A 23,224-nucleotide genomic window follows, 5' to 3' on the forward strand; every position below is an offset into this window, starting at 1 on the left:
TTCATGCGAGGAGGAACACCCATGAAAACCACGCAACAGATATCGCGCGCCCTCGTGCTGCAGGCTCTGGCCCTGCCGCTCATGCTGTCTCAGGCGCAGGCCGGCAACGTCGGTGTGGACGTCAATATTCACCTGGGTAACGAGCCGCGCCCCGTGGTGGTCGCCCCGGCACCCGCCCCCCGTCCGGTCGTGGTGGCGCCCGCACCGGTGCCGGTGTACCAGCCCGACCCCTACTACAACGAGCCCGAGGAGGAGGTCCAGTTCATCTACCCGCAGCCGCTGGGCTTCTACGTGGCAGTGGGTGTTCCCTACGACCTCTTCTACCTCAACAACGTCTACTTCGTCTTCCGTGACGGGCGCTGGTATCGCTCGCCCGACAACCGCGGCCGCTGGGTCCCGGTCGGCTACCGCGAACTCCCCCCGCCGCTGCGCCGCTACCGCATCGAGCGCATCCGCGAGTACCGGGCGCGCGAGTACGCCGTCTACCAGCGCGACCGGGACCACTACCACGGCCGGCACAGAAGCGACCGCGGCTACTGGAAGGCCCGCCACGAGCATGAGAAGGACGAGAAGCGCTACGCCAAGGAGCAGAGAAAGGAAGAGAAGCGCTTCGAGAAGGAACAGAGAAAGGAAGACAAGCGCTACGAGAAGGAGCAGAGAAAGGAGCACAAACGCTACGAGCACGAGCAGCGCAGGGAAGAGAGGGAGGACCGTGACCGTCACGGCCGCGACTAGCCCCAACCGCTGCGGCTGGGCCGGGAGCGATCCCCTTTACTGTGCCTACCATGACCTCGAATGGGGAGTGCCGGTGCACGACGACCGCCTCCTCTTCGAGTTCCTCACCCTGGAGGGGGCGCAGGCGGGGCTTTCCTGGATCACCATCCTGAGAAAGCGTGATGGATACCGCCGCGCCTTCGCCTCCTTCGACCCCGAACTCGTGGCCCGCTTCTCCGAGGCCGACCAGGCCCGGCTCATGGCCGATCCCTCGATCGTGCGCAACCGCCTGAAGATCGGCTCGACCATCGACAACGCGCGCGCCTTTCTCGCCGTGCAGCAGGAGTTCGGCTCCTTCGCCGCCTACCTCTGGCGTTTCGTGGACGGCGTCCCCATCCAGAACGCCTGGCGCAGCCTCGCCGAGGTTCCCGCCAGCACGGAGATCTCGGACCGGCTCAGCCGCGATCTCAAACGGCGCGGCTTCCGTTTCGTGGGGAGCACCATCTGTTACGCCATGATGCAGGCGGTGGGCATGGTGAACGACCACACCGTCGACTGCTTCCGCTGGCGCGAGCTGCAAAAAGGCTGAGCGGAAAACCCCCAGCAAAAACCTGCCGATACGCATTGCGCCCCGCCCCGATTTCGGGTAATTATTTAGGGTCGTTCCTCAAGCAGCACATCCCCCTTTCATGAGCCGGCAGCTTGCGGCGGAGACGGTTACTCTGCACCGTCCCCTCGCGGCGCCCGGCTCGACCCAGGAGAACCCATGTTCCGTCGCACCAAGATCGTAGCCACCGTCGGCCCCGCTTCCGATTCCGAGCAGATGCTCGACACCCTGATCCACGCCGGCGTCGACGTCTTCCGCCTCAACTTCTCTCACGGCGATTACGCCTCCAAGGCCGCCGTGATCGGCCATATCCGCAAGCTTTCCCAGGAGCACGAGCATGCCGTGGCCATCCTCGGGGACCTGCAGGGACCCAAGATCCGGACCGGTCTGATGGCCGGCGGGTCCATGCAGTTGGAGGCCGGCAGCGAGGTGGTCGTGACGACGCGGGAGGTGCTGGGGCAGGACAACCTGATCCCGACCATCTACCAGGGGCTGCCGCGCGACGTGAAGCCCGAGGACCGCATCCTCCTCGACGACGGCCTGATGGAGCTGAAGGTGCTCCGCGTGGAAGGTGACGACGTGCGCTGCCAGGTGGTCACCGGCGGGCTCCTGAAGGACAGAAAGGGGATCAACCTTCCCGGCGCCAAGGTCTCCGCCCCCGCCCTCACCGAAAAGGACAAGGAGGACCTGCAGTTCTGCATGGAGCAGCAACTGGACTACGTGGCGCTTTCCTTCGTGCGTGAGGCCTCGGACGTGACCGAGTTGAAGGAGATCATCGACCGGGCCGGTTCGCCGCTGCGCATCATCGCCAAGATCGAGAAGCCCGAGGCGGTGCTGAACTTTGCCGCCATCCTGCGGGTCTCGGACGGCATCATGGTGGCGCGCGGGGACCTGGGCGTTGAGCTGAACCCCGAGAAGGTGCCCCTGATCCAGAAGCGCATCATCAGAAGCTGCAACGACGCCGGCAAGCCGGTCATCACCGCGACCCAGATGCTGGAGAGCATGGTGAACAACCCGCGCCCGACCCGCGCCGAGACCTCGGACGTCGCCAACGCCATCCTGGACGGCACCGACGCCATCATGCTCTCCGCCGAGACCGCCTCCGGGAAGTACCCGGTCGAGGCGGTCTCCATGATGGTACAGGTGGCGCGCGATATCGAGACCGACCCGCAACTCATGGCCCAGTGCTGCAAGACCCCCAACGGCCAGAGCAGTCTTCCCAACATCTCCGAGGTGATCGGCATGGCGGCCTGCCGCGCGGCGGAGAGCGTCAAGGCCTCGGCCATCCTCGCCTTCACCCAGACCGGCAGCACCGCGGCGCTGGTCTCCAAATACCGCCCCGCCCAGCCCATCATCGCGGTGACGCCGTCGCCGATGGTGCGCCGCAGCTTGGCGCTTTATGCCGGGGTGCACGCGCTCAGGGTCGACATCGAGGGTGACACCGAGTCCCAGATCATCTCGGTCGAGGCCGCGGTGCTGGCCATGGGGTGGCTCAAGAAAGGGGACCTCGTGGTGATCACCATGGGAAGCCCGCTGTCCAGCCCCGGCACCACCAACCTCATGAAGGTGCACCGGCTGGGGGAACCGGGACTGCGTCCCGAGCGCTGATCCTGCTTCTGTATCAGGGCGGCCTGGTGCCGCCCTGTTATTCATTTGTGAAGCGCCTCAACGGCACACGAGCACCAACCGGCATTCCGGCATCCCTGCTGCTCCAGTTGCAGTCGAGACAGTAGTTGTTAAGTTTTCGTCCATTTAGGCGTTGCGCTGGGGTGGGGTAGGTGCTATAACTGACGCGATCACTCGTACTGAGGATCGGCGCTGCGCTATGGCAGACGATGGGACTGATGTAAGACAATTCGTCCCGTCCCGTTGCCGCGTACCGAGGGTTTAGTCCAATGGCTAGACCCTCTTTCATTATCTCATGTCATGGAGGTAGCTGTTATGAGCGTCATACTCGTTACCGGCGGCGCCGGTTACATAGGAAGTCACGTAGTCAGGCAGCTTTCAGAGGCGGGACACGTGGTGGTGGTGTACGACAACCTCTCCACCGGTTCGGCCGACGCGCTGGTGCACGGGGAGCGGCTGGTGGTGGGCGACCTCTCGGACCAGGACAACATCCGCGCGGTCCTCAAGGAGACCGGGGCGAAGTCAGTGCTCCATTTCGCCGCGGCGATCATCGCCCCGGAGTCGGTGACCCTGCCGCTCAAGTACTACAGCAACAACACCAGGAACACGCTCAACCTTTTGCAGGCCTGCGTGGATCACGGTGTCGAGCGCTTCATTTTCTCCAGCACCGCTGCGGTGTACGGCATCCCGGAGGGGGGCGCCGCCTCGGAAGAGAGCCGCACCGCCCCCATCAACCCCTACGGCACCTCGAAGCTGATGAGCGAGTGGATGCTCAGGGATGCCGCCTTCGCCCACGGTTTCTCTTATGTCGCGCTGCGCTACTTCAACGTGGCCGGTGCCGACCCGCAGGCGCGCATGGGGCAGCGGACGCCGGAGGCGACCCACCTGATCAAGGTGGCCTGCCAGGCGGCGCTGGGCGCCCGCGACGGCGTCTCCATCTTCGGCACCGACTACGACACCCCCGACGGCACCGGGATCCGCGACTACATCCACATCGAAGACCTCGCCTCGGCGCACCTGGCGGCCTTGAGCTACCTGGAGCGCGGCGGCGCCTCCGACGTTATCAACGTGGGGTACGGCATGGGGAGCAGCGTGCGGGAGGTGATCAAGGTGGTGAAGGACGTCAGCGGCGTCGACTTCAAGGTCAACGAGGCGCCCAGGCGTCCCGGCGACCCGGACAGCCTGATCGCGGTGGCCGACAAGATCCGCACCGTCCTTGGCTGGACCCCGTCCTACAACGACCTGCATACCATCGTCGCCGACGCGTGGCGCTGGGAACAGAAGCTTTGGCAATCCCGCTAACTGCAAAGAGCGGGGACAAGGAGAAGGCATGATAAAAAGCATGACCGGCTATGGCAAGGGCGAGGCCGCCCACGAAGGGGGGCGCTTCGTCGTCGAGGTGCGTTGCGTGAACCACCGCTACGGTGAGATCACCGTGAAGCTCCCGCGCGTGCTGCTGCAGTTCGAGAACGAGATCAAGAAGCGGGTGGGCGAGCGGCTCGTGCGCGGCAAGATCGACGTCTTCATCCAGGTGGAGAACGCGGTGGCCCTCGGTGTGCCGACCGCCAACCTGCCGCTGGCCCGCGGCTACCTGAAGGCCTTCCAGAGTATCGGGGAGGCGCTGGGGCTGCACGGCGAGGTCGACCTCGCGCTGGTGGCCTCGCAGCGTGACGTGGTCACCGTGGCGGCCGAGGCGGAGGCGACCCTCGAGGAGATGCCGCAGGAACTGACCTCCGCGCTGGAGGACGCCCTGCGCCGGGTGGACGAGATGCGCCTGTTCGAGGGGGAGTCGCTCTACGCCGACTTCCAGAGGCGCCGCGAGACCCTGGCGCAGCTGATCGCCCAGGTCGCCGCGCGCGCCCCGCAGGTGGTGGCCGAGTACGGCCAGCGCCTGAAGGAGCGCATCGCGCAACTTTTGGGCGAGGCATCGCTTCCCGAGGAGCGCCTGGTCCAGGAGGTCGCGGTCATGGCCGACAAGTGCGACGTCACCGAGGAACTGGTGCGCCTGGAGAGCCACCTGCGCCAGTTCGACGAGACCCTGGCCAAGAGCGAGCCGGTGGGGAGAAAGCTCGACTTCCTGCTCCAGGAGATCAACCGCGAGGTGAACACCATCGGCTCCAAGGGGAACGATGCCCAGATGGCGGCGCTGGTGGTGGAGTTGAAGGCCGAGCTCGAGAAGATCCGCGAGCAGGTGCAGAACATAGAGTAGGGGAACTTTACAGTTTTGGGTTCCGCCTGCCTCTTTTTGTAGCGGATCCCGACAACGGCAACGGGTGAACTATGAAACGAGAAGGTGTATTGTACGTGATTTCGGCCCCTTCGGGGGCGGGCAAGACCTCGCTGTGTAAGGAAATAATTGACATCTTTCCGAACTTGCGGCATTCTGTCAGCTACACGACGCGCCCTCCCCGGAACGGAGAGGTGCACGGGCGTGATTATTTTTTTGTGGGTAAGGACGAGTTCGACCGCATGGTCGAGGCCGGGGAATTCGCCGAGTGGGCCGAGGTCCACGGCAATTTCTACGGCACGTCGCTCGCCACCCTCAAGGAATCCCGCACCGAGGGCATCGACCTCATCCTTGATATCGACTGCCAGGGTGCGCGGCAGCTGAAAGGGCGTTTCGAAGGAGGGGTCTACATCTTCGTACTCCCGCCCAGCATCGAGGAGCTCAGGCGCCGTCTGGACAACCGCTCCTCCGACTCGCAGGAAGTCATCGAGCGCCGCATCCACAACGCCTCCGGCGAGATCAAGGAAGCGCGCTGGTACGACTACATCATCGTCAACGACAAGTTTTCCGAGGCCCTGGACCAGCTGAAAAGCGTGCTGATCGCCGAGCAGTGCCGCACCACCCGCCTGCTGCACGGCCTTTCCAGGGTCTTTACGATTTAGACGTTTAACATCACAAAGGGGATTCACTTATGGCAAGGGTTACCGTAGAAGATTGCCTCGAGAAGGTGGACAACCGCTTCCTCCTGGTCATGCTCGCCTCCAAGAGGGTGAAGCAGCTGTTCAAGGGCGCGAAGCCGCTCATCGACAACAGGGCAGCGAACAAGAACGTGGTCGTCTCCCTCAGGGAAATCGCCGCCGGCAAGATCGGCTGCGAGATCGGCAAGAAAGGTCGTTAACAGACGAAAGGGAGACGCATGAACGGTCTCCCTTTTTTTCAAACCGGCTGGGGCTATCGGCTGACGGGACATCTGCCCCGGTGCTGTTAGCCCCTTCTTTTTCCGCATGAAACGGACGCGATGATACGACTCAACGACATACTCGACAAGGTCTCCTCCTACAATCCGGGTGCGGACCTGGACCTCCTGCGCAAGGCCTACGTCTTCTGTGCCAAGGTGCACCAGGGACAGACCCGGCTCTCGGGGGAGCCCTACCTGATCCACCCGATGGAAGTGGCGGGGATCCTGGCCGACCTGAAGCTGGATCTTCCTGCCGTGGTGACCGGCCTGTTGCACGACACCGTCGAGGACACCCTGACCACCCACGAGGAGCTGGAGTCGCTCTTTGGCGCCGAGGTGGCGCGCCTGGTGGACGGGGTCACCAAGATCGGCAAGATCCACTTCAAGACCAAGGAAGAGAGCCAGGCCGAGAACTTCCGCAAGATGCTGCTCGCCATGGCCAACGACATCCGGGTCATCCTGGTGAAGCTTGCCGACCGCCTGCACAACATGCGCACCCTGCAGTACCAGCCCGAGCCCAAGCAGCGCACCATCGCCAAAGAGACGCTGGACATCTACGCCCCCATCGCCAACCGGCTCGGTATCTCCTGGGTCAAGGGCGAACTGGAGGACCTCTCCTTCCGCTACCTGGAGCCGCAGCTCTACTACGACCTGGCCGGCAAGGTGGCCAAGAAGAAGCAGGAGCGCGAGTCCTACGTCGCCACGGTCAAGGACATCATCAAGAAGCAGCTGGAGGAGCACGGCATCAAGGGTGACGTCTCCGGCCGCTCCAAGCACCTCTACTCCATCTACAAGAAGATGCAGAGCCGCAACGTCGACATCGACGAGATCTACGACCTGATCGCGATCCGCGTCTCGGTGGACGACATCCGCGAGTGCTACGAGGTGCTGGGGATCATCCATTCCACCTGGAAACCGATCCCCGGGCGCTTCAAGGACTACATCGCGATGCCCAAGGGGAACATGTACCAGTCGCTGCACACCACGGTGATCGGCCCCTACGGCGAAAGGATGGAGGTGCAGATCCGCACCGCCGAGATGCACCGGGTCGCCGAGAGCGGCATCGCGGCACACTGGAAGTACAAGGAAGGGAAGGGGTACGACGAGAAGGAGGTCCGGCGCTTCACCTGGATCCGGCAGCTTCTGGAGTGGCAGCAGGAACTGGACGACTCCAAGGAGTTCATGGACACCGTCAAGGTCGAGCTCTTCCCGGAAGACGTCTTCATCTTCACCCCGAAGGGGGACGTGAAAGGCTTCCCGAAAGGATCCACGCCCATCGACTTCGCCTACTCCGTACACACCGACGTCGGCCACCGCTGCGTCGGCGCCAAGGTGAACGGCAAGCTGGTGCCGCTTAAGTACGAACTGAAGACGGGCGACATCGTCGAAGTGATCACCTCGCCGCACCACACCCCGAGCAAGGACTGGTTGAAGATCGTCAAGAGCTCGCGGGCGCGCAACAAGATCCGGGCCTGGGTCAAGACCGAGGAACGCCTGCGCAGCATCACCCTCGGGCGCGAGATCTGCGAGAAGGACTTCCGCCGCTACTCGCTTAACTTCAGCAAGCTGCAGAAAACGGGCGAGTTGAAGAAGGTGGCCCAGGAGTTCGGCTTCCAGACCGAGGACGACCTGATGGCCTCGGTGGGTTACGGCAAGCTCTCCGCAAACCAGGTGGTCGGCAAGCTGGTGCCGGCCGACAAGATAGAGGCGGCCAAGGAACAGAAGGAAACCCGCATCGGCAAGGTGATCGGGGCCCTCAAGGGGAAATCATCCTCCGCCATCGAGATCAACGGCGTCGAGGACGTGCTGGTGCGCTTCGGCAAGTGCTGCAATCCGCTTCCCGGCGACGAGATCACCGGCTTCATCACCCGCGGGCGCGGCGTCACCGTGCACACCGCCGACTGCCCCTTCGCCATGGCGCTGGAGCCGGAGCGGCGCATCGAGGTGGCCTGGAACAAGGGGAAGAAGAGCGCGCTGCCGGTCAAGATCCGCGTCGTGTGCAACGACGAGAAAGGTATCCTGGCCAACATCGCCACCGCCATCACCAACTGCGAAGCCAACATCTCAAGCGCCTCCATCCAGAGTACGCTGGACAAGCGGGGTGAGAACCTCTTCGAGGTGGACGTAACCGATCTCGACCACCTGAAAAAGGTGTTCGCCGCCATCATGAAGGTGAAGGGCGTCATCAAGGTGGAGCGTCTCAAGAGCTAGTTTGAAAAAGTAACAAGGAGGAAGGCATGAAGGAAATCATCAGCACCGACCAGGCCCCGAAGGCCATCGGTCCTTATTCGCAGGGAGTAAAAGCCGGGGGCTTTCTCTTCCTCTCCGGCGCTATCGCGCTCGACCCGGCCACCGGTGAAGTGGTGCAGGGGGGAGTCGTGGCGGAGACCGAGCAGGTCATGAAGAACATCGGCGCGCTGCTTGGTGCCGCCGGCCTGGGCTTCCAGGACGTGGTCAAGACCACCATCTATCTCGCCAACATGGGGGATTTTGCAACGGTGAACGGCATCTACGGCGGCTATTTCCAGGAGAACCCGCCGGCCCGCAGCACCGTCGAGGTGAAGGGGTTGCCGCGCGGCGTCCTGGTGGAGATAGAGGTCACCGCTCTTTGCCGTTAAGGGAAGGGGCAGACACAAATAAAGCCGCGGGCGCTGAGTGCGCCGCGGCTTTAGGGACTGTGCGGAAGATCTTCTTAGAGAGCCTTGGTGACGTGACCGGAGCGGATGCAGCGGGTGCAGACCTTGATGCTCCTGACGGTACCGTTTTTCACGGCCTTGATCTTCTGCAGGTTCGGGCGCCAAATTTTGCTGGTCTTGTTGTTGGCGTGGCTAACGTTGTTCCCGAAGCTAGGGCCTTTACCGCAAATCTCGCATATTCTGGACATTTCTTTGTACCCTCCGGTGATTACTGAAGTCGCAATTAATAGCAGAAAGTCGTCACGGTTGCAAGTAAAAAGTGGCGGTGTTCTTGTTTTTTCAGGTGCTAAATCATGGCTTTATTGAAGGGGCTGTTCTCCCTGTTGTTGCTGATACTGATCGTGCTGAGTGTGCTGTTCGTGGACTTCGTCTACAAGACCTTCTCCCTGACCCCGCGCGACGTGAAGAGTGACGCCATCGTGGTGTTGACCGGCGGTCGCGGCCGGGTGGAGGAAGGGGTGCGGCTGTACCGGGCCGGGCAGGGGAAGAAGCTGTTCCTGATCGGCGTCGATCCTTCCGTGAAGAAGCGCGAGCTCTACCAGGGGGAAGGGGCGGGGAACGTCTACCTGGAGCAGAATTCCCGCAACACCCTGGAGAACGCCATCTATGCGCGCGACCTGATCATGAAGTACAAGGTGACCTCCATCAAGCTGATCACCTCGCGTTACCACATGAAGCGTTCCACCATCCTGTTCCGCAACGCGCTCCCCAAGGACGTGGCCATCTACCCGCACCCGGTCGACTCCAGCAATTTAAAGGAAGAGTGGTGGAGTCACCAGGGGAGCTTCAAGCTGCTGTTCTCGGAGTTCTACAAGTACTGCATCCTGCGTTTCTTCTTCATGTTCGCCCCCGGTGAGCTGCGGCCGATTATGGGGAACAACTAAAGCGTCTCACGCAAAGCCCGCAAAGGCGCAAAGAAAGAACCAACTGCATAAACAAACAGGGATAAAGGGGATGAAAGGGATGAAACCAAATCCTGGTTGGTAATCCCCTTTATCCCTTTTATCCCTGTTAAACGTTGTGTGCCTTGCTTTTCTTTGCGCCTTGGCGGCTTTGCGTGAGGCTCGTCTTTACTCCGCCTTTTCCTCGATCCTCGGGAAGAGCGCTTCGGCCTTGGCGATGGTGGTGCCGGGCTTGAGGCCGCCCCAGGCGAGCCCTTCGGCGCTGGCTTCCTCAGGCCAGCCCAGGCAGCACAGGCCCTTCTGCGCGGTCTTGGGCATGAAGGCGGAGAGCAGCGTGTAGACCACCCTCTGGCTCTCCAGCATGTAGTACATGACGGTGGAGAGACGCTCGCGCTGCTCGGGATCCTTGGCCAGGGTCCACGGGGCGGTCTCGTCGATGTACTTGTTGCCGGCGGAGATCACTTCCCAGATCGCCTGCAGCGCGCGGCTGAAGGCCAATTCCTCGATGAAGCCGTCCACCTGGTCGATCATGGCCACGGTCTTTTCCCGGTACGCCTTGTCCAGTTCGGTCTCCTCGCCCGGCGCCTGCAGCACGCCGCCGAAGTACTTGCCCAGCATCGCGGTGGAGCGGTTCAGGAGGTTGCCCAGGTCGTTGGCCAGGTCGGAGTTGATGCGGTGAATGAGCGCCTGGTGCGAGAAGTCGCCGTCGAGCCCGAAGGGGACCTCGCGCAGCAGGAAGTAGCGCACCGCGTCCACGCCGTACTTGTCGACCAGCATGTTGGGCTCGACCACGTTCTGCAGGCTCTTGCTCATCTTCTGCCCTTCGACGGTCCACCAGCCGTGGGCGAACACCTTCTTCGGGATGGGGAGGCCGGCCGCCATCAGGAAGGTCGGCCAGTAGACGGTGTGGAAGCGCAGGATGTCCTTGCCGATCAGGTGCACGTCGCAGGGCCAGTACTTGCCGTAGTCGCCCCCCTCCTCGGGGTAGCCGAGCGCGGTGATGTAGTTGGTGAGCGCGTCGAACCAGACGTAGACCACGTGCTTGTCGTTGCCCGGGACCGGGATCCCCCACTGGAAGGTGGTGCGGGACACGGAGAGGTCACGCAGCCCCTCTTTCACGAAGGAGATGATCTCGTTTCTGCGGCTTTTGGGCTGGATGAAGTCCGGGTTGGCCTCGATGTGGGCCAGCAACTGGTCCTGGTACTTGCTCATCCTGAAGAAGTAGGACTCCTCCTTGAGCTTCTCGGTGGGACGGTTGCAGTCCGGGCACTTGTAGTCGATCAGCTGGGTCTCGGTCCAGAAGGTCTCGCACGGGGTGCAGTACCAGTCCTCGTACTCGCCCAGATAGATGTCGCCCTTCTCCATGACCCGCTCAAAGAGAACCGAGACGCCCTTCTTGTGCCGCTCCTGGGTGGTGCGGATGAAGTCGGTGTTGGAAATCTCCAGCTTCTCCCAGAGCGACTGGAAGCGCTTCATGACGCGGTCGGCCAGCTCCAGCGGGGTCTCGCCGGCGGCGGTGGCGGCCTTCTCGACCTTCTGGCCGTGCTCGTCGGTGCCGGTCAGGAAGAAGACGTCGAACCCCTTGAGCCGCTTGTAGCGTGCCAGCACGTCCGCGGCCAGGGTCGTGTACGCGTGCCCTATGTGCGGGACGTCATTTACGTAGTAGATGGGGGTGGTGACGTAAAAAGCCGGTTTCATTGTGGTTTCTCCTTTTTTCTCTCCTTAACGTCGACGGGCCTGTTGCGGCGCTGCTTGCCGGGGCCCTGGGACTTGCCCTTGTCGCCCCCCTGCTGTTCGCCTTTGCCCTGCGGCGGCTTCTTGATGCGGTCGCTGATGTTCTCGGGGGCGATGTCCTCCCCCTTGAGCGTCACCAGCGAGTCATCGGCCGTCTTCAGCGTGACCGTCTGCTCCAGTACGTTGACCTTGACCACTTCGCCGTCGTGGCAGCCGCACTGCACCCTCTTGCCGCACTTGGGGAGTCCCTTTCTCAGCGAGCAGTAGGTGTCGAATTCGTAGGAGAGGCAGCAAAGGAGCCTGCCGCACTGCCCCGAGATCTTGCTCGGGTTGAGGGCGAGGTTCTGTTCCTTGGCCATCTTCACCGAGACCGGCTCGAACTCGCGCAGGTATGAGGAGCAGCAGAGCTCGCGGCCGCAGATGCCGATGCCGCCCACCATCTTGGACTCGTCCCTGACGCCGATCTGGCGCATTTCGATGCGGGTGTGGAAGGCGTGGGCCAGGTCCTTGACCAGTTCGCGGAAGTCGACCCGGCCGTCGGCGGTGAAGTAGAAGATGGCCTTGGAGCCGTCGAACAGGTACTCGACCTTGACCAGCTTCATGTCCATGCCCCGTTCCTTGATGCGGGCCAGGCAGAACTTGTGCGCCTCTTTCTCCTTGGCGGTATTGGCGGCCAGCGTCGCCAGGTCGGCTAGCTCCGCCAGGCGCTGCACCGGTTTGGTCCCCTCAGGGACCAGCGCGTCATCCACTTCGATGGGGCCGGCGACGACCTGTCCTATGCTTTTACCCCGCTCGGTCTCCACGATGACCCGGTCCCCTGCCTTGACGTTGGCCTTGCCGGCGGTGAAGTCGTAGAGCTTGCCCGCGGTGGTGAATTGAATCCTTACGATCTTTGCCAAAAATGCCTCCAAAGAGAAAACAGGTCTTGGTCAACCTGTGGTTCGTGTACCAGGTGCTGCCAAAAGCATTAACGCGGAGACGCAGAGCCGCTAAGGCGCAAAGCAGAGGATTATCTCTTGCTTCTCTTCGCGTCCCGGCGCCTTGGCGCCTTTGCGTTAAGCCTGTCCTACCGCGTCGCGAGGCGCATGAAGAAGACCTCCAGTGCCAGCCTCGCGTTCACGTTGCGAACGAGCAGGCGGCGCAGTGCCACCAGTTGCTCGATCAATTCCATGGTTACCGTCTCCGGGCAGCGCTCCGCCTCACGGGCCACCAGTTGCGCGAGATCCGAGTTGGCCAGCGCGTCCGGCGTGGAGCGGTAGATGAGTACGTCCCGGAGAAAGGAAAGGAGCAGCTCCAGGAATCCCGGGAGTCCTTCCTTGTCCGCGGCGAGTTCCTCCGCCGCTGAGAACAGGGTGTTGATGTTCTTCAGGTTCAGCGCCAGCACCCTCTCCAGGAAACTTACCCGGCCTTCCAGGACGCCGTCCCCGGCGATCTCGAAGGCCCGGCTCAGGCTGCCGCCGGAAAGCGTGGCCGCCACCCGCGCCGCCTCGGCGCCGAATTGGTCTCGCACCAGCCGCTCCTCGATGGTTTCCGCCGGCAGCGGCTGGAATTCGAGGGTCTGGCAGCGGGAGAGGATGGTCTGCAAAACCGCGGAGCGCTCGGCCGTGATCAGGATCATCAACGCGTTGCCCGGCGGCTCCTCCAGGGTCTTCAAGAGGGCGTTGCCCGAAGCGAGGTTCAACTTCTCCGCGCCGTCGATGATGCACGCCTTCTTGGGTGCCTCGAAGGGACGGTAAGCGAGTTCCTTCTGCAGCTCCCGGACCTGGTCGATCTTGATGAAGGCGCCGTCCGGCTCCAGGATATGCAGGTCCGGGTGCTGTCCGCTGGCGATCTTTCTGCAGGAGGAGCAGACGCCGCAGGCCTCTTCCTTGCCGCAGAAAACCGCCTGTACCATGGCCAGCGCGGTCTTTTTCTTGCCGCACCCCTCGATGCCGGAGAAGAGGTAGGCATGCGCCACCCGCTCCAGCGCGATGGAGCGCTTCAGGACGGCGATGGCCCGATCCTGCCCGATGACGTCGGAAAAGGGCATCTAGCGGCCACCCTGCGGCAGCCGGCCGCTCAAGGCCGCCGTTACCAGCACCTCGGTGCGGGCTACGTCGCCTGAGCCGTCCACGACCACGAAACGCTCCGGGAAGGCCCGGGCCAGGGACAGGTACCCCTCGCGTACCCGCTCGTGGAAACGTACCGATTCCAGCTCGAAGCGCTCTTCGCGGGCGCCGCTGGTCGCCTCGATACGGGACAGCGCACGGGACAGGCCGACCTGGACCGGACAGTCGATGAGTACGGTGAGGTCCGGCTGCACTCCGCCGGTAGCTAACGCGTTCAGCTGGCGAATCACGTCGAGGTCGAGTTCCCTGCCGTGCCCCTGGTAGGCGACGGTGGCGTCGGTGAACCTGTCGCAGAGCACCGTCTCGCCGCGCTCGAGTGCCGGGACGATCACCTCCTGAACATGCTGGGCACGTGCCGCCGCGTAGAGCAGCAACTCGGCGAGCGGCGTGATGGCGCTATTGCCGGCGTCGAGCAGGATGGCGCGCATCTGGTCCGCGATGGGGCATCCCCCCGGTTCGCGGGTGGCGATCACCTTCTCTCCGTCGGTCTCCAGGCGCTCCTTGAGGAGCCTCAACTGGGTCGTTTTACCGCACCCTTCCACGCCTTCAAATGTAATGAAAAAGCCCATGTCTCCGGTCTCATGATCCTCTATAAAATCACTGAATTATATGGGAGGGGTAATTATTATGCAAGATTTAAATGCCCCCGTGGAAGCCTGTGGCACAAGGGTTGGCCGCCACTGGCGCCGGTTTGCGGGCCGCCGCCGGAGCAGCTCCCTCGTGCTGCCCCGTAGCTGCCGCGGAGAACCCTATTGCCATGCCGTCACCCTTTGTCTATATTTGGCTCAAATTAAGGACAGGTACGGGCATTCATCATGAACGAAAAGCTGGACGACACCCTGGCCGGGATCGAGGCGCGCATCAAGTACCGGTTCGCCAACCCCGAGTTGCTGCAAGAGGCGCTGACCCATCGCACCTACGTCAACGAGGCTGGGGGGAAGGACAATCAGCGGCTGGAGTTCTTCGGGGACGCGGTGCTCGATTTCCTGCTCTCCGACCTTTTGCTGCGACGCTTCCCGGAGAGCCGGGAGGGGGAGCTGACCAAGATGCGGGCGGCGCTGGTGGACGAGGTGAGTCTGGGGCGCATCGCTGCCGATCTCGATCTGGGGGCGTCCCTGCGCCTTGGGCGCGGCGAGGAGAAAGGGGGAGGGCGGCACAAGCGCTCCCTGCTGGCCGATGCCTTCGAGGCCCTGCTCGCGGCACTCTACCTCGACGGCGGCATCGAGGCGGCGCGTCGCGTGGTGCACAAGTTGTTCGAACCCCTGCTGGATTCCCCGGACATGCTCTGCGGACGGGATGCCAAAACCGAGTTGCAGGAACAGGCCAGAACCCTGCGCCGGGAGCTGCCGCGCTACCAGTTGAAAGAAGCCTCCGGCCCCGACCATGACCGCCGTTTCACCGTCGAGGTGTACCTGGGCGAGGACCTGATGGGGGAAGGGGTGGGCAGGACCAAGAAGGAAGCCGAACAGGACGCCGCCCGCGCCGCTACCCTCCTCCTCAAGGGGGCACGTTGAGACCGCTGCTGGTCCCCTTTTTCATCTCTCACCAGGGGTGCCCGCACCGCTGCGTCTTCTGCGACCAGGAACGTGTCGCCGGCGCCGCAGGGAGCCTGCCCACCGCGGCGCAACTGCTGCGCCGCATCGAGGAGTACCGCCTGGGCGCTCCGGCACGTAGGCTTGAAGTAGCCTTTTACGGCGGCACCTTCACCGCCTTGCCCCGCGTTGACCAGGAACGTCTGCTCCTCCCCCTGCAGCCGCTTTTGCGTGCCGGCATCCTGCAGTCGGTGCGGCTCTCCACGCGTCCCGATGCCGTCGACCCTGACACTGCGTGTTTCCTGAAGCAGCACGGCGTCAGCACCGTCGAACTCGGTGTGCAGTCGCTGCACGCCGAGGTGCTCGAGTTGTCCGGCCGCGGCCACGGCGCGGACGAGGTGGAACGGTCGGTGGCGACCCTCAAGGAGGCCGGCATCGCGGTTGGCATCCAGCTCATGCCGGGACTGCCCGGCGATACGCCGCAGCGCTCGCTGGACTCGCTGCAACGGGCCCTCGACCTGGCCCCTGCCTTTCTGCGTATCTACCCCACCCTGGTCATCGACGGGACCGAACTGGCGCGGCGCTACCGCGACGGAAGCTACCAGCCCCTTTCCCTTAGCGAGGCGGTGACCCTGTGCAAGGAGATGCTGGCGGTTGCCGGGCAGGCGGGCATCCCCGTGATCCGCTTCGGGTTGCAGCCAACCTCTGAGCTCGACTCCCCGGGAGTGGTGCTGGCTGGCCCCTACCACCCCGCTTTCGGCCAGCTTGTCGAGTCCGAACTCTGCTTCGACCGCATGTGCGCGCTGCTCGCCGATGTCCCGGCCGGAAAGGCGGTCACCTTCGGTGCCCCGGCGGGTCGTGTCTCTGACCTCGTGGGGCAGAGAAGATCGAACCTGCTGCGGCTGGCCACCCGCTACGGCGTAACGGCAACCGTCCGCGAGGACGCCGCGCTCCCCGCCGATGTCATCTCCCTGCAGTGGGACGGGCCCACTCTGCGTGCCCGCCTGTTCGAGTCGTATCCCCACCACTAGGCAGAACGCCGGTTCGAGGTATACTGTGTCGGTGCGCCTTACACCGGTGCGGATGCAAAGAACGCTTTCCTTGCTGTATCAATTCCCGTATGTTGTAGAGCTTCCATTACCGCAGCCAGAGCCAGGAGGGCATTAACAAGATGTCTCAAAAGATATTCCGTTCCGGTTTCGTCTCCATCGTGGGGCGGCCGAACGTAGGTAAATCCACGCTGTTGAACCGCATCCTGGGTGAGAAGCTGATGATCACCTCGGACAAGCCGCAGACCACCCGCAACCAGATCAAGGGGATCCACAACGTGCCGGACGGACAGATCGTCTTCCTGGACACCCCGGGGATCCATCGGGCCAAGACCCGCCTGAACAAGTTCATGGTCGAGGAGGCGCTCTCCTCGGTGCAGGGCGTGGACCTGATCCTGTTCCTGGTGGACGGCGCCTTCGATCCAGAGAAAGAGGCGGGCATGATCAAGGAAGTCCTCTCCGGCGTCGAGGCACCCGTCATCCTGGTGCTGAACAAGATCGACCTCATTCCCAAGGGGGATCTCCTCGGTCGCATGGCGGCCTACGGGGAAAACTATCCCTTCAAGGAGATCATCCCGGTGTCGGCCGCTTCCGGCGATGGCGTCGAGCAACTGGTGCAACTGGTGCACGGGCTGCTGCCCGAAGGTCCCTGCTACTTCCCGGACGACATCCTGACCGACGTGCCGGAGCGCTTCATCGTGGCCGAGATCATCCGCGAGAAGATCTTCCGGCTGACCCGCGACGAGGTCCCCTATTCGACGGCGGTGGTGGTGGACAGCTTCAAGGAGCGGGAGACCGGCGTGGTGGCGATCCAGGCCACCATCAACGTCGAGCGCGACTCCCAGAAAGGGATCATCATCGGCCGCAAGGGCGAGATGCTCAAGAAGATCGGCTCCCAGGCACGCCAGGAGATCGAGCGGCTGTTGGATACCAAGGTTTTCCTGGAACTGTTTGTGCGGGTGAGCGGTGAGTGGAGCGACAACAGCCGCATGCTCAAGGAGTTCGGCTACGACTCGTGATGGGAGGGTAACGCCTCCCGGCACTCCTCATGAGTAATTGCTTGCACTGGATAAGTTTGTTTGATAGTATAACATTGTTTTTTATTTTCTGATCACGGGATCCAACGGCGGTTTCATTTCTCTCGTCATTCCTGCGGGTTTTTCGTAGACAGGTGTTTTAAAAAATCACGTATACATTAACATAGTTTTTTTTGACATAAGTCATGTCGGATAGTAAGGTTCTGCCCTATTTTCCTGTAACCATACGTAAACACGCAAGGAGACGACACTATGGCATTAAGAAAGTATGCCGGCTACGCCTGGAACCTGATCAGTCTGGTCGGCATGATCCTGGCCGTCACCGCGACGGGCCTGATCATCGGCTTCCTCTCGTACGAGGGGATCACCGGCGTCGAGAAGCCCTATCTCGGCCTGATGACCTACTTCCTCTTCCCCGGCATGCTCATCGTGGGCCTCATTCTGGTCCCGCTGGGCGCCTACATCGTACGGGAAAAGAGGCGCAGGCATCCCGACGAGGAAATCCCGCCGTTTCCGCGGGTGGACTTCAACGACGCGCACAAGCGCCATCTGTTCCTCTTCTTCGTCATCGCCAGCATCGGCTTCGTGCTCGTTGTCTCCGTCGCGTCCCTGAAAGGATACGAATTCACTGAGTCGACCACGTTCTGCGGCGAGCTCTGCCACGTGGTCATGGAGCCCGAGCACGTGGCCTGGGCCAACTCTCCTCACGCCAAGGTGAAGTGCGTCGAGTGCCACGTCGGCCCCGGCGCCGCCTGGTACGTCAAAGCCAAGATCTCCGGTATGAGGCAGCTCTACGCGGTAGCGTTCCACACCTACCCGGAGACCATCGAAACCCCGATCGACAACCTCCGTCCGGCGCGCGATACCTGTGAGCACTGCCACTGGCCCGAGAAGTTCTATGCCGGGCGCCAGAAAGTGTTCTACCACTACGCTCCCAACGAGGAGAACACCCCGCGCGAGATCAATATGCTGATCAACATCGGCGGGACTCCGAAGAGCGAGCACCACAGGGGCATCCACTGGCACATCGGCCAGGAGGTCTCCTACATCGCCCTGGACAGACAGCGCTCCAGCATCCCGTACATCGCGGTTAAGGAGAAGGACGGCACCGTCACCGAGTACATGGATACCGAGAAGCCGCTCAGCAAGGAGGACGTGGCCAAGGCCCAAAAGCGTGTCATGGACTGCCTCGATTGCCACAACCGTCCGGCACACGTCTACCGTTCTCCGGGCGTGGAGATGGACGAGGCCTTCGCTTCCAAGCGCATCGATCTCGGCCTGCCGTACCTGAAGAAGACCGCCGTTGAGGTCCTGACCAGGCCGTACAAGAACAAGGAAGAGGCCAAGGCGACCATCGCCAAGGAACTTTCCGAGTACTACAACAAGAACTACCCGCAGGTAGCCAAGGCCAAGGCGAAGGAACTCGCCCACGCCGTTACCGTGGTGCAGGACATCTACAACAGGAACTTCTTCCCGGCGATGAAGATCACCTGGAACACCTATCCGAACCACATCGGGCACTTCTACACCCCGGGGTGCTTCCGCTGCCACGACGGCAAGCATAAGACCGCGGCGGGCAAGGTGATCTCCAAGGATTGCAACATGTGCCACACCGTGCTGGGGCAGAAGCAGGAGAACATCCCGGCGACCAGCGCACCGGTGAAACAGTTCGTCCACCCGGTCGACATCGGCGACGAGCTTTACAAGGCGAACTGCAGCGACTGCCATGCGGCAGGCGGCCAGGACGTCCCCGGCGGCGAGAAGCACGCCAAGAAGTAACAGCGGCGACCAAAAGCCCCCGGAGCAATCCGGGGGCTTTTTTTATTCGTGTCGGGCGGTCGCCAACCGGCCGGTACGATTCGCTTTTTGCACATTAACGGCGTTGCATCTTCATCTTAACGGTGCTATACCTTTCCCTGTTCAGGCATGGGGGTGACAGTCGATGTTGATGAAGGCTTCAGAAGTGGCCGCGCTGCTGCACCAGGATGAGAGCACGGTCCTCAAGTGGATCAAGAAGGAAAAACTCCCCGCCACGCTGGTGCACGGCACCTACCAGATCAACCGGGTCGATCTGCTGGAGTGGGCCACCGAGCACGGCATCAAGGTGCCACCGGAGCTGTTCGAGGCGGTGCAGGCGGACCTGGACCTCCCCTCGCTGGCCCAGGCGCTGGAGGCTGGCGGCATCCACTGCGGCGTGCCCGGGGATGACAAGCTCTCCGTGCTGCGCAACGTGGTGAACCTGCTCGAACTCCCCCCGCAGGTGGACCCCGAGTTCCTGCTCCAGGTGCTGCTGGCCCGCGAGGCGCTGGGCACCACCGCCGTCGGCGACGGCATCGCCATCCCCCACGTCCGCAATCCCATCCTGCTGCAGACCAAGCCGAAACCTGCGGTCTCGCTCTGCTTCCTGGAGCACCCCATTGACTTCGGGGCGCTGGACGGGATCCCGGTGCGCATCCTGTTCCTGATCACCAGCCCCACCGTTAAGGTGCACCTGCACCTCCTGTCCCGGCTCGCCTACGCCCTGCACGACCAGGGATTCCGGGGCACCCTCAACAACGCCTGTGATCCCGCGGCCGTAATGGATGCCGCCCGACGCTGCGAGCGCGGCAAGAGGAGCTGATCATGACCTTCTCCGGCGAGCCTGCGACTTCTCTTGGACTGTTGTTGCTCGCCGTTTGCTGCCAGGCCGTGTCCGGTCTGCCGCTGCTGCTGAACAAGGGCTCGAGCCTTGCCCAGCGCGCCGGTGTCGCTCTCATGGTTGCGGCATCGCTCACCGGCTGTGCCGGGGCCCTCGGCGCCGTCTTCTTTCCCGTCACCGGGACCTGGCTCCTTCCCACCGGGCTTCCTTTCGGTGGGCTGGAGATAGGTGTCGATGCGCTTTCGGCCCTCTTCCTGCTCCCCATCTTCATCGTCACCGGCTGCAGCGCCGTCTACGGCACCGGCTACTGGCCGGTGGCGCGGCACCCCGAACATGGCGGCAAGCTCGCCTTCTTCCTGGGACTGCTGTCCGCGGCCCTCACCGTCGTGCTGCTGGCCAAAAGCACCATGCTCTTCCTGATGGGATGGGAGGTAATGGCCCTGGCAGCCTACTTCGCACTTACTACCGAGGACGAAAAGCACGAGGTGCGCGAGGCGGGGGTCCTCTACCTGATCACGGCCCACCTGGGCGCCCTGGCGCTCTTCGCCACCTTCTCGCTCCTCAACGCCGCCACCGGCGCCTACATCTTTCCCGCTCCCGGCTCCCTTTCTGCCGCAGGCCCACTGGCCACGGCCGTATTCCTGACCGCCCTATTCGGTTTCGGGATGAAAGCGGGCGTCATGCCGCTGCACATCTGGCTCCCCTCGGCACATGCCAACGCACCCAGCCACGTCTCCGCGATTCTCTCCGGCGTGGTGCTGAAGACCGGGATCTACGGGATGATGCGCGTCTTCTCCGCTTTTGCCGATCCGCCGCTTTGGTGGGGCGCCCTGGTCCTGGTGCTGGGATGCATCTCCGCCGTGCTCGGGGTAGCCTACGCCATCGGGCAGCACGACCTGAAGCGGCTTCTGGCCTACCACAGCATCGAGAACATCGGCATCATCCTCATTGGTATCGGCATGGCGTTGATCGGCGCCAACCAGGGGTGGGAGGCACTGGTCGCGCTCGGGGCGGCGGGGGCGCTCTTGCATGTCGTCAATCACGCACTGTTCAAGGCGCTGCTCTTTCTTTCCGCCGGTTCCGTGATCCATGCCACCGGCACCAGGGAGATCGACCTCATGGGGGGCGTGGCACGCCGGCTGCCAAGGACGGCCCTGCTTTTCCTGGTCGGCGCCGTCGCTATCTGCGGACTCCCTCCTTTGAACGGCTTTGTCAGCGAGCTGATGATCTACCTGGGCGCCTTCAACTCGATCGGCGCTGCGGTCGGCCTGGGCCCATCGCTTCCGGCGCTGGCTGCACCGGTACTGGCGCTGGTGGGTGGGCTGGCTGTGGCATGTTTCGTCAAGGTGTACGGGGTGGTCTTCCTGGGGGCGCCGCGCTCGCCGGAACACGAAGCGGGGCATGAGGCGGGTGTCGGCATGTTGGTCCCCATGGGGGTGATTGCCGCGTGCTGTGCGCTGATCGGACTGGCGCCGGGGCTGCTGGTTCCGGTCCTGAACGGCGCCCTGGGTGCGTACGGCGGGACGCTAGCCTTGCAGCAAGGGATCGCGCACCTCGTCCCGTTCGGCTGGCTCTCGGTCCTTGGGATAGGGATGATCCTGGTGCTGGTGTTTCTCTGGGGCTTCTTCGCCAGGCGTGCTGCCCGCTTACCGGTGCCGGTCGCGCCGACCTGGGGCTGCGGATACCTGAGGCCGACGCCGCGCATGCAGTACACGGCGTCCTCGTTCGGGGCCATCCTGGTCGGGTGGTTCGCGCTGCTTCTCCGTCCGGAGCGGCACCGGGAAGAGGTGAATGGACTTTTCCCGGTGCATGCCAGCCACGAGAGTCACGTTCCGGAGACGGTGCTGGAGAAGGGGTATCTCCCGTTTCTGGAGTACCTGTTCGAGAAGGCCCAGCCGGTGCGGCGCCTGCAGCACGGTAAGTTGAACATCTACATCTTCTACACCTTCGTGACGCTGGTGCTGCTGCTCGCCATTACCAGCGGGCAATAGAATAGTGCGCTGCAAAAAAAGGCGGGCGAATAATCATTCGCCCGCCTCTGTTTTTGGAACGCCTGTTCCCCTCACCCCCGCCCCTCTCCCAAAGGGCGAGGGGGGCAGCCTAGAACCTAGAACGTTGAACGTTGAACGTTGAACGTCCTTCGCCTTTTAATGCGTCTCCTTGAACACCGGCATCACCTTGTTTAAGACGTAGAAGATGCAGAAGGGGACCCCGGCGACGATGAGGGCGCCCACCAGCCCCTCCTTCAGCGTTTCCATGTTGTCAGGCCAAAGCGGCAGCACGTAGTGCATGAACCCGGAGAAGGACGAGGAGAAGGCCTGGCCGCCGATGACGACGTTCCAGCGCATCATGAAGACCCCCAGCAGCACCAGTACGGTCCCCACCACGGCCCTCCGGATGGTCAGACCCGGAATCAGGAACAGGACGAACGGCACCAGGTTCCCAAGCCCGTACTGCACCACGAAGATGTTCACGAAGTCCCGCTCGTAGATGACGCTTCTCAGGATGTCCCACGACTTCACCGCCGTATAACCCCTGAATATCAGGTCCAAAAGTTCCAGCGTGATGGCCGCCACCATGAACATGAGCAGGTAGCGCGAGGTCATGGCCACCACGTGGGCCTCCGCGCTCTTCAGCTCTTCCATGGAGGGTAGCTCGGGGTGGGCGAGCCTGCGCCGACGTGACAGCTGCTTCCGTATCTCCATGGTGAGGATGTAGGTCAGGATGCAGAGGGCGATGCCGGAAACGACCGCGGAGCAGATGAAGATGACCGGCATAAGCGGCGTCATCCAGAGTGCATTGGCCTTGACCGAGCCGAAGATAAACCCGGCGTAGCCGTGCAGGAAGCAGGCAACCGGGATGCCGGCGGCGGCGAGCTTCTTGACCGCCCGCTCGTCCGCCTCGAGCGCCTCGTGCGAGATGTCCCAGGCACCCAGCGTCAGCACGCTGAACAACAGGTACTGTCCCTGTTGCAGCGCGCTCCGCCCCTCGATGCTCTTCAACGCGAGCGCGGTCTCCACGAAGTGCTTGCGGAACACGAACCAAAGCTCGGAGGCGACGATCATGCCGTAGGTGCTGAACACGATACCGAACGCGGCGATGGCCGAGGTGAAGTGCGGCGTCATCATCACCTCGATGCCGCGCAGCGGTTGCTGCAGGTGCATCAGGAGCGGCAGCATGGCGACCGGCAGCAGCGCGAAGGAAAACACCAGCGAGAAGCGCGCGATCCCCTTCAGCTGCTTCACGCCGAAGACGTGGTACAGCGAGGAGAGTACGAAGGCGCCGGCGACGAGGCCGGTCATGAACGGGTACATGACGATCTGGATGGTCCAGTAGATGTACTCGTTGGGGTAGGTGAAAAACTCCTTTATGGTCCAGGCTTCTCCGTGCACCATG

At 62.9% G+C, this 23,224-nt stretch carries 22 protein-coding genes; 16 read left to right on the plus strand and 6 right to left on the minus strand.

Features of this window, described 5'->3' with window-relative positions; genetic code table 11:
• Positions 1 to 21: 21 nt before the first annotated feature.
• The 9 genes from JFN91_RS22025 (at position 22) to JFN91_RS09930 (ending at position 8,750) form a co-directional block, all read left to right on the plus strand.
• Positions 22 to 735, plus strand: coding sequence for a hypothetical protein (locus JFN91_RS22025; protein WP_199389046.1), 714 nt, complete (start codon positions 22 to 24; stop codon positions 733 to 735).
• Positions 713 to 1,303, plus strand: coding sequence for a DNA-3-methyladenine glycosylase I (locus JFN91_RS09895; protein WP_199389047.1), 591 nt, complete (start codon positions 713 to 715; stop codon positions 1,301 to 1,303). The genes JFN91_RS22025 and JFN91_RS09895 overlap by 23 nt, the downstream gene beginning before the upstream one ends.
• Positions 1,304 to 1,480: 177 nt before the next feature.
• On the plus strand, positions 1,481 to 2,929 hold the full coding sequence (pyk, locus tag JFN91_RS09900) for a pyruvate kinase (RefSeq protein WP_199389048.1): 1,449 nt from the start codon (positions 1,481 to 1,483) through the stop codon (positions 2,927 to 2,929).
• 333 nt (positions 2,930 to 3,262) lie between these two features.
• Positions 3,263 to 4,249, plus strand: a complete 987-nt coding sequence (gene galE, locus JFN91_RS09905) for a UDP-glucose 4-epimerase GalE (protein ID WP_199389049.1) — start codon at positions 3,263 to 3,265, stop codon at positions 4,247 to 4,249.
• A 28-nt stretch (positions 4,250 to 4,277) separates the two neighbouring features.
• On the plus strand, positions 4,278 to 5,156 hold the full coding sequence (locus tag JFN91_RS09910; protein ID WP_199389050.1) for a YicC/YloC family endoribonuclease: 879 nt from the start codon (positions 4,278 to 4,280) through the stop codon (positions 5,154 to 5,156).
• Between the two features lie 71 nt (positions 5,157 to 5,227).
• Positions 5,228 to 5,836, plus strand: a complete 609-nt coding sequence (gene gmk / locus JFN91_RS09915; protein WP_183347755.1) for a guanylate kinase — start codon at positions 5,228 to 5,230, stop codon at positions 5,834 to 5,836.
• A gap of 29 nt (positions 5,837 to 5,865) precedes the next feature.
• Positions 5,866 to 6,072, plus strand: a complete 207-nt coding sequence (gene rpoZ, locus JFN91_RS09920; RefSeq protein ID WP_015721519.1) for a DNA-directed RNA polymerase subunit omega — start codon at positions 5,866 to 5,868, stop codon at positions 6,070 to 6,072.
• 120 nt (positions 6,073 to 6,192) lie between these two features.
• The gene (locus JFN91_RS09925) at positions 6,193 to 8,343 is read left to right on the plus strand and encodes a RelA/SpoT family protein (RefSeq protein WP_199389051.1); all 2,151 of its coding nucleotides are present in this window, start codon (positions 6,193 to 6,195) and stop codon (positions 8,341 to 8,343) included.
• A 26-nt stretch (positions 8,344 to 8,369) separates the two neighbouring features.
• Entirely contained in the window at positions 8,370 to 8,750 is a 381-nt protein-coding gene (locus JFN91_RS09930) for a RidA family protein (protein ID WP_199389052.1), read from the plus strand.
• A gap of 74 nt (positions 8,751 to 8,824) precedes the next feature.
• On the opposite strand, the gene rpmB is transcribed toward JFN91_RS09930, so the two are convergent.
• Positions 8,825 to 9,016, minus strand: coding sequence for a 50S ribosomal protein L28 (gene rpmB / locus JFN91_RS09935; protein WP_012531640.1), 192 nt, complete (start codon positions 9,014 to 9,016; stop codon positions 8,825 to 8,827).
• Between the two features lie 105 nt (positions 9,017 to 9,121).
• On the opposite strand from rpmB, the gene JFN91_RS09940 reads away from it, so the two are divergent.
• Positions 9,122 to 9,712 carry a YdcF family protein gene (locus JFN91_RS09940; protein WP_199389053.1) on the plus strand — a complete coding sequence of 197 codons (591 nt, stop codon included), beginning with the start codon at positions 9,122 to 9,124 and terminating at the stop codon, positions 9,710 to 9,712.
• Positions 9,713 to 9,898: 186 nt separating this feature from the next.
• Here the strand turns inward: JFN91_RS09940 and metG are convergent, their stop codons facing one another.
• The 4 genes from metG to tmk all read right to left on the minus strand — a co-directional run bounded on the left by metG (position 9,899) and on the right by tmk (position 14,141).
• The gene (gene metG, locus JFN91_RS09945; RefSeq protein WP_199389054.1) at positions 9,899 to 11,428 is read right to left on the minus strand and encodes a methionine--tRNA ligase; all 1,530 of its coding nucleotides are present in this window, start codon (positions 11,426 to 11,428) and stop codon (positions 9,899 to 9,901) included.
• Complete coding sequence (locus tag JFN91_RS09950) at positions 11,425 to 12,363, minus strand: PSP1 domain-containing protein (RefSeq protein ID WP_183347765.1); 939 nt, start codon at positions 12,361 to 12,363, stop codon at positions 11,425 to 11,427. Before JFN91_RS09950 ends, metG begins: the two co-directional genes overlap by 4 nt.
• A gap of 167 nt (positions 12,364 to 12,530) precedes the next feature.
• Positions 12,531 to 13,493, minus strand: a complete 963-nt coding sequence (gene holB / locus JFN91_RS09955) for a DNA polymerase III subunit delta' (protein ID WP_199389055.1) — start codon at positions 13,491 to 13,493, stop codon at positions 12,531 to 12,533.
• Positions 13,494 to 14,141, minus strand: coding sequence for a dTMP kinase (gene tmk / locus JFN91_RS09960; RefSeq protein ID WP_199389056.1), 648 nt, complete (start codon positions 14,139 to 14,141; stop codon positions 13,494 to 13,496).
• A gap of 246 nt (positions 14,142 to 14,387) precedes the next feature.
• Here tmk and rnc point away from each other — a divergent pair, with 246 nt between their 5' ends.
• The 6 genes from rnc (at position 14,388) to JFN91_RS09990 (ending at position 21,819) form a co-directional block, all read left to right on the plus strand.
• Entirely contained in the window at positions 14,388 to 15,086 is a 699-nt protein-coding gene (rnc, locus tag JFN91_RS09965; protein ID WP_199389057.1) for a ribonuclease III, read from the plus strand.
• Positions 15,083 to 16,135 (plus strand): elongator complex protein 3, encoded by a 1,053-nt coding sequence (locus JFN91_RS09970; protein ID WP_199389058.1) that lies wholly within the window; start codon positions 15,083 to 15,085, stop codon positions 16,133 to 16,135. Before rnc ends, JFN91_RS09970 begins: the two co-directional genes overlap by 4 nt.
• A 140-nt stretch (positions 16,136 to 16,275) precedes the next feature.
• Entirely contained in the window at positions 16,276 to 17,172 is an 897-nt protein-coding gene (gene era / locus JFN91_RS09975) for a GTPase Era (protein WP_199389059.1), read from the plus strand.
• 270 nt (positions 17,173 to 17,442) lie between these two features.
• The gene (locus JFN91_RS09980) at positions 17,443 to 18,969 is read left to right on the plus strand and encodes a cytochrome c3 family protein (protein ID WP_199389060.1); all 1,527 of its coding nucleotides are present in this window, start codon (positions 17,443 to 17,445) and stop codon (positions 18,967 to 18,969) included.
• Positions 18,970 to 19,132: 163 nt separating this feature from the next.
• Positions 19,133 to 19,810 (plus strand): PTS sugar transporter subunit IIA, encoded by a 678-nt coding sequence (locus tag JFN91_RS09985; RefSeq protein ID WP_199389061.1) that lies wholly within the window; start codon positions 19,133 to 19,135, stop codon positions 19,808 to 19,810.
• Between the two features lie 2 nt (positions 19,811 to 19,812).
• On the plus strand, positions 19,813 to 21,819 hold the full coding sequence (locus JFN91_RS09990; RefSeq protein WP_199389062.1) for a proton-conducting transporter transmembrane domain-containing protein: 2,007 nt from the start codon (positions 19,813 to 19,815) through the stop codon (positions 21,817 to 21,819).
• 156 nt (positions 21,820 to 21,975) lie between these two features.
• Here the strand turns inward: JFN91_RS09990 and nrfD are convergent, their stop codons facing one another.
• Positions 21,976 to 23,223 carry an NrfD/PsrC family molybdoenzyme membrane anchor subunit gene (gene nrfD / locus JFN91_RS09995; RefSeq protein WP_199389063.1) on the minus strand — a complete coding sequence of 416 codons (1,248 nt, stop codon included), beginning with the start codon at positions 23,221 to 23,223 and terminating at the stop codon, positions 21,976 to 21,978.
• Position 23,224 lies beyond the last annotated feature (1 nt).

It is taken from the genome of Geomonas anaerohicana, from assembly GCF_016458305.1.
Taxonomy (GTDB): Bacteria; Desulfobacterota; Desulfuromonadia; order Geobacterales; family Geobacteraceae; genus Geomonas; species Geomonas anaerohicana.

Excerpts from the sequence above, each read along its gene's own strand:
- JFN91_RS22025 (WP_199389046.1), top strand. The coding sequence starts at position 22 with ATGAAAACCACGCAACAGATATCGCGCGCCCTCGTGCTGCAGGCTCTG.
- pyk (WP_199389048.1), top strand. The coding sequence starts at position 1,481 with ATGTTCCGTCGCACCAAGATCGTAGCCACCGTCGGCCCCGCTTCCGAT.
- galE (WP_199389049.1), top strand. The coding sequence starts at position 3,263 with ATGAGCGTCATACTCGTTACCGGCGGCGCCGGTTACATAGGAAGTCAC.
- JFN91_RS09910 (WP_199389050.1), top strand. The coding sequence starts at position 4,278 with ATGATAAAAAGCATGACCGGCTATGGCAAGGGCGAGGCCGCCCACGAA.
- gmk (WP_183347755.1), top strand. The coding sequence starts at position 5,228 with ATGAAACGAGAAGGTGTATTGTACGTGATTTCGGCCCCTTCGGGGGCG.
- rpoZ (WP_015721519.1), top strand. The coding sequence starts at position 5,866 with ATGGCAAGGGTTACCGTAGAAGATTGCCTCGAGAAGGTGGACAACCGC.
- JFN91_RS09925 (WP_199389051.1), top strand. The coding sequence starts at position 6,193 with ATGATACGACTCAACGACATACTCGACAAGGTCTCCTCCTACAATCCG.
- JFN91_RS09930 (WP_199389052.1), top strand. The coding sequence starts at position 8,370 with ATGAAGGAAATCATCAGCACCGACCAGGCCCCGAAGGCCATCGGTCCT.
- rpmB (WP_012531640.1), bottom strand. The coding sequence starts at position 9,016 with ATGTCCAGAATATGCGAGATTTGCGGTAAAGGCCCTAGCTTCGGGAAC.
- JFN91_RS09940 (WP_199389053.1), top strand. The coding sequence starts at position 9,122 with ATGGCTTTATTGAAGGGGCTGTTCTCCCTGTTGTTGCTGATACTGATC.
- metG (WP_199389054.1), bottom strand. The coding sequence starts at position 11,428 with ATGAAACCGGCTTTTTACGTCACCACCCCCATCTACTACGTAAATGAC.
- holB (WP_199389055.1), bottom strand. The coding sequence starts at position 13,493 with ATGCCCTTTTCCGACGTCATCGGGCAGGATCGGGCCATCGCCGTCCTG.
- tmk (WP_199389056.1), bottom strand. The coding sequence starts at position 14,141 with ATGGGCTTTTTCATTACATTTGAAGGCGTGGAAGGGTGCGGTAAAACG.
- rnc (WP_199389057.1), top strand. The coding sequence starts at position 14,388 with ATGAACGAAAAGCTGGACGACACCCTGGCCGGGATCGAGGCGCGCATC.
- era (WP_199389059.1), top strand. The coding sequence starts at position 16,276 with ATGTCTCAAAAGATATTCCGTTCCGGTTTCGTCTCCATCGTGGGGCGG.
- JFN91_RS09980 (WP_199389060.1), top strand. The coding sequence starts at position 17,443 with ATGGCATTAAGAAAGTATGCCGGCTACGCCTGGAACCTGATCAGTCTG.
- JFN91_RS09985 (WP_199389061.1), top strand. The coding sequence starts at position 19,133 with ATGTTGATGAAGGCTTCAGAAGTGGCCGCGCTGCTGCACCAGGATGAG.
- JFN91_RS09990 (WP_199389062.1), top strand. The coding sequence starts at position 19,813 with ATGACCTTCTCCGGCGAGCCTGCGACTTCTCTTGGACTGTTGTTGCTC.
- nrfD (WP_199389063.1), bottom strand. The coding sequence starts at position 23,223 with ATGGTGCACGGAGAAGCCTGGACCATAAAGGAGTTTTTCACCTACCCC.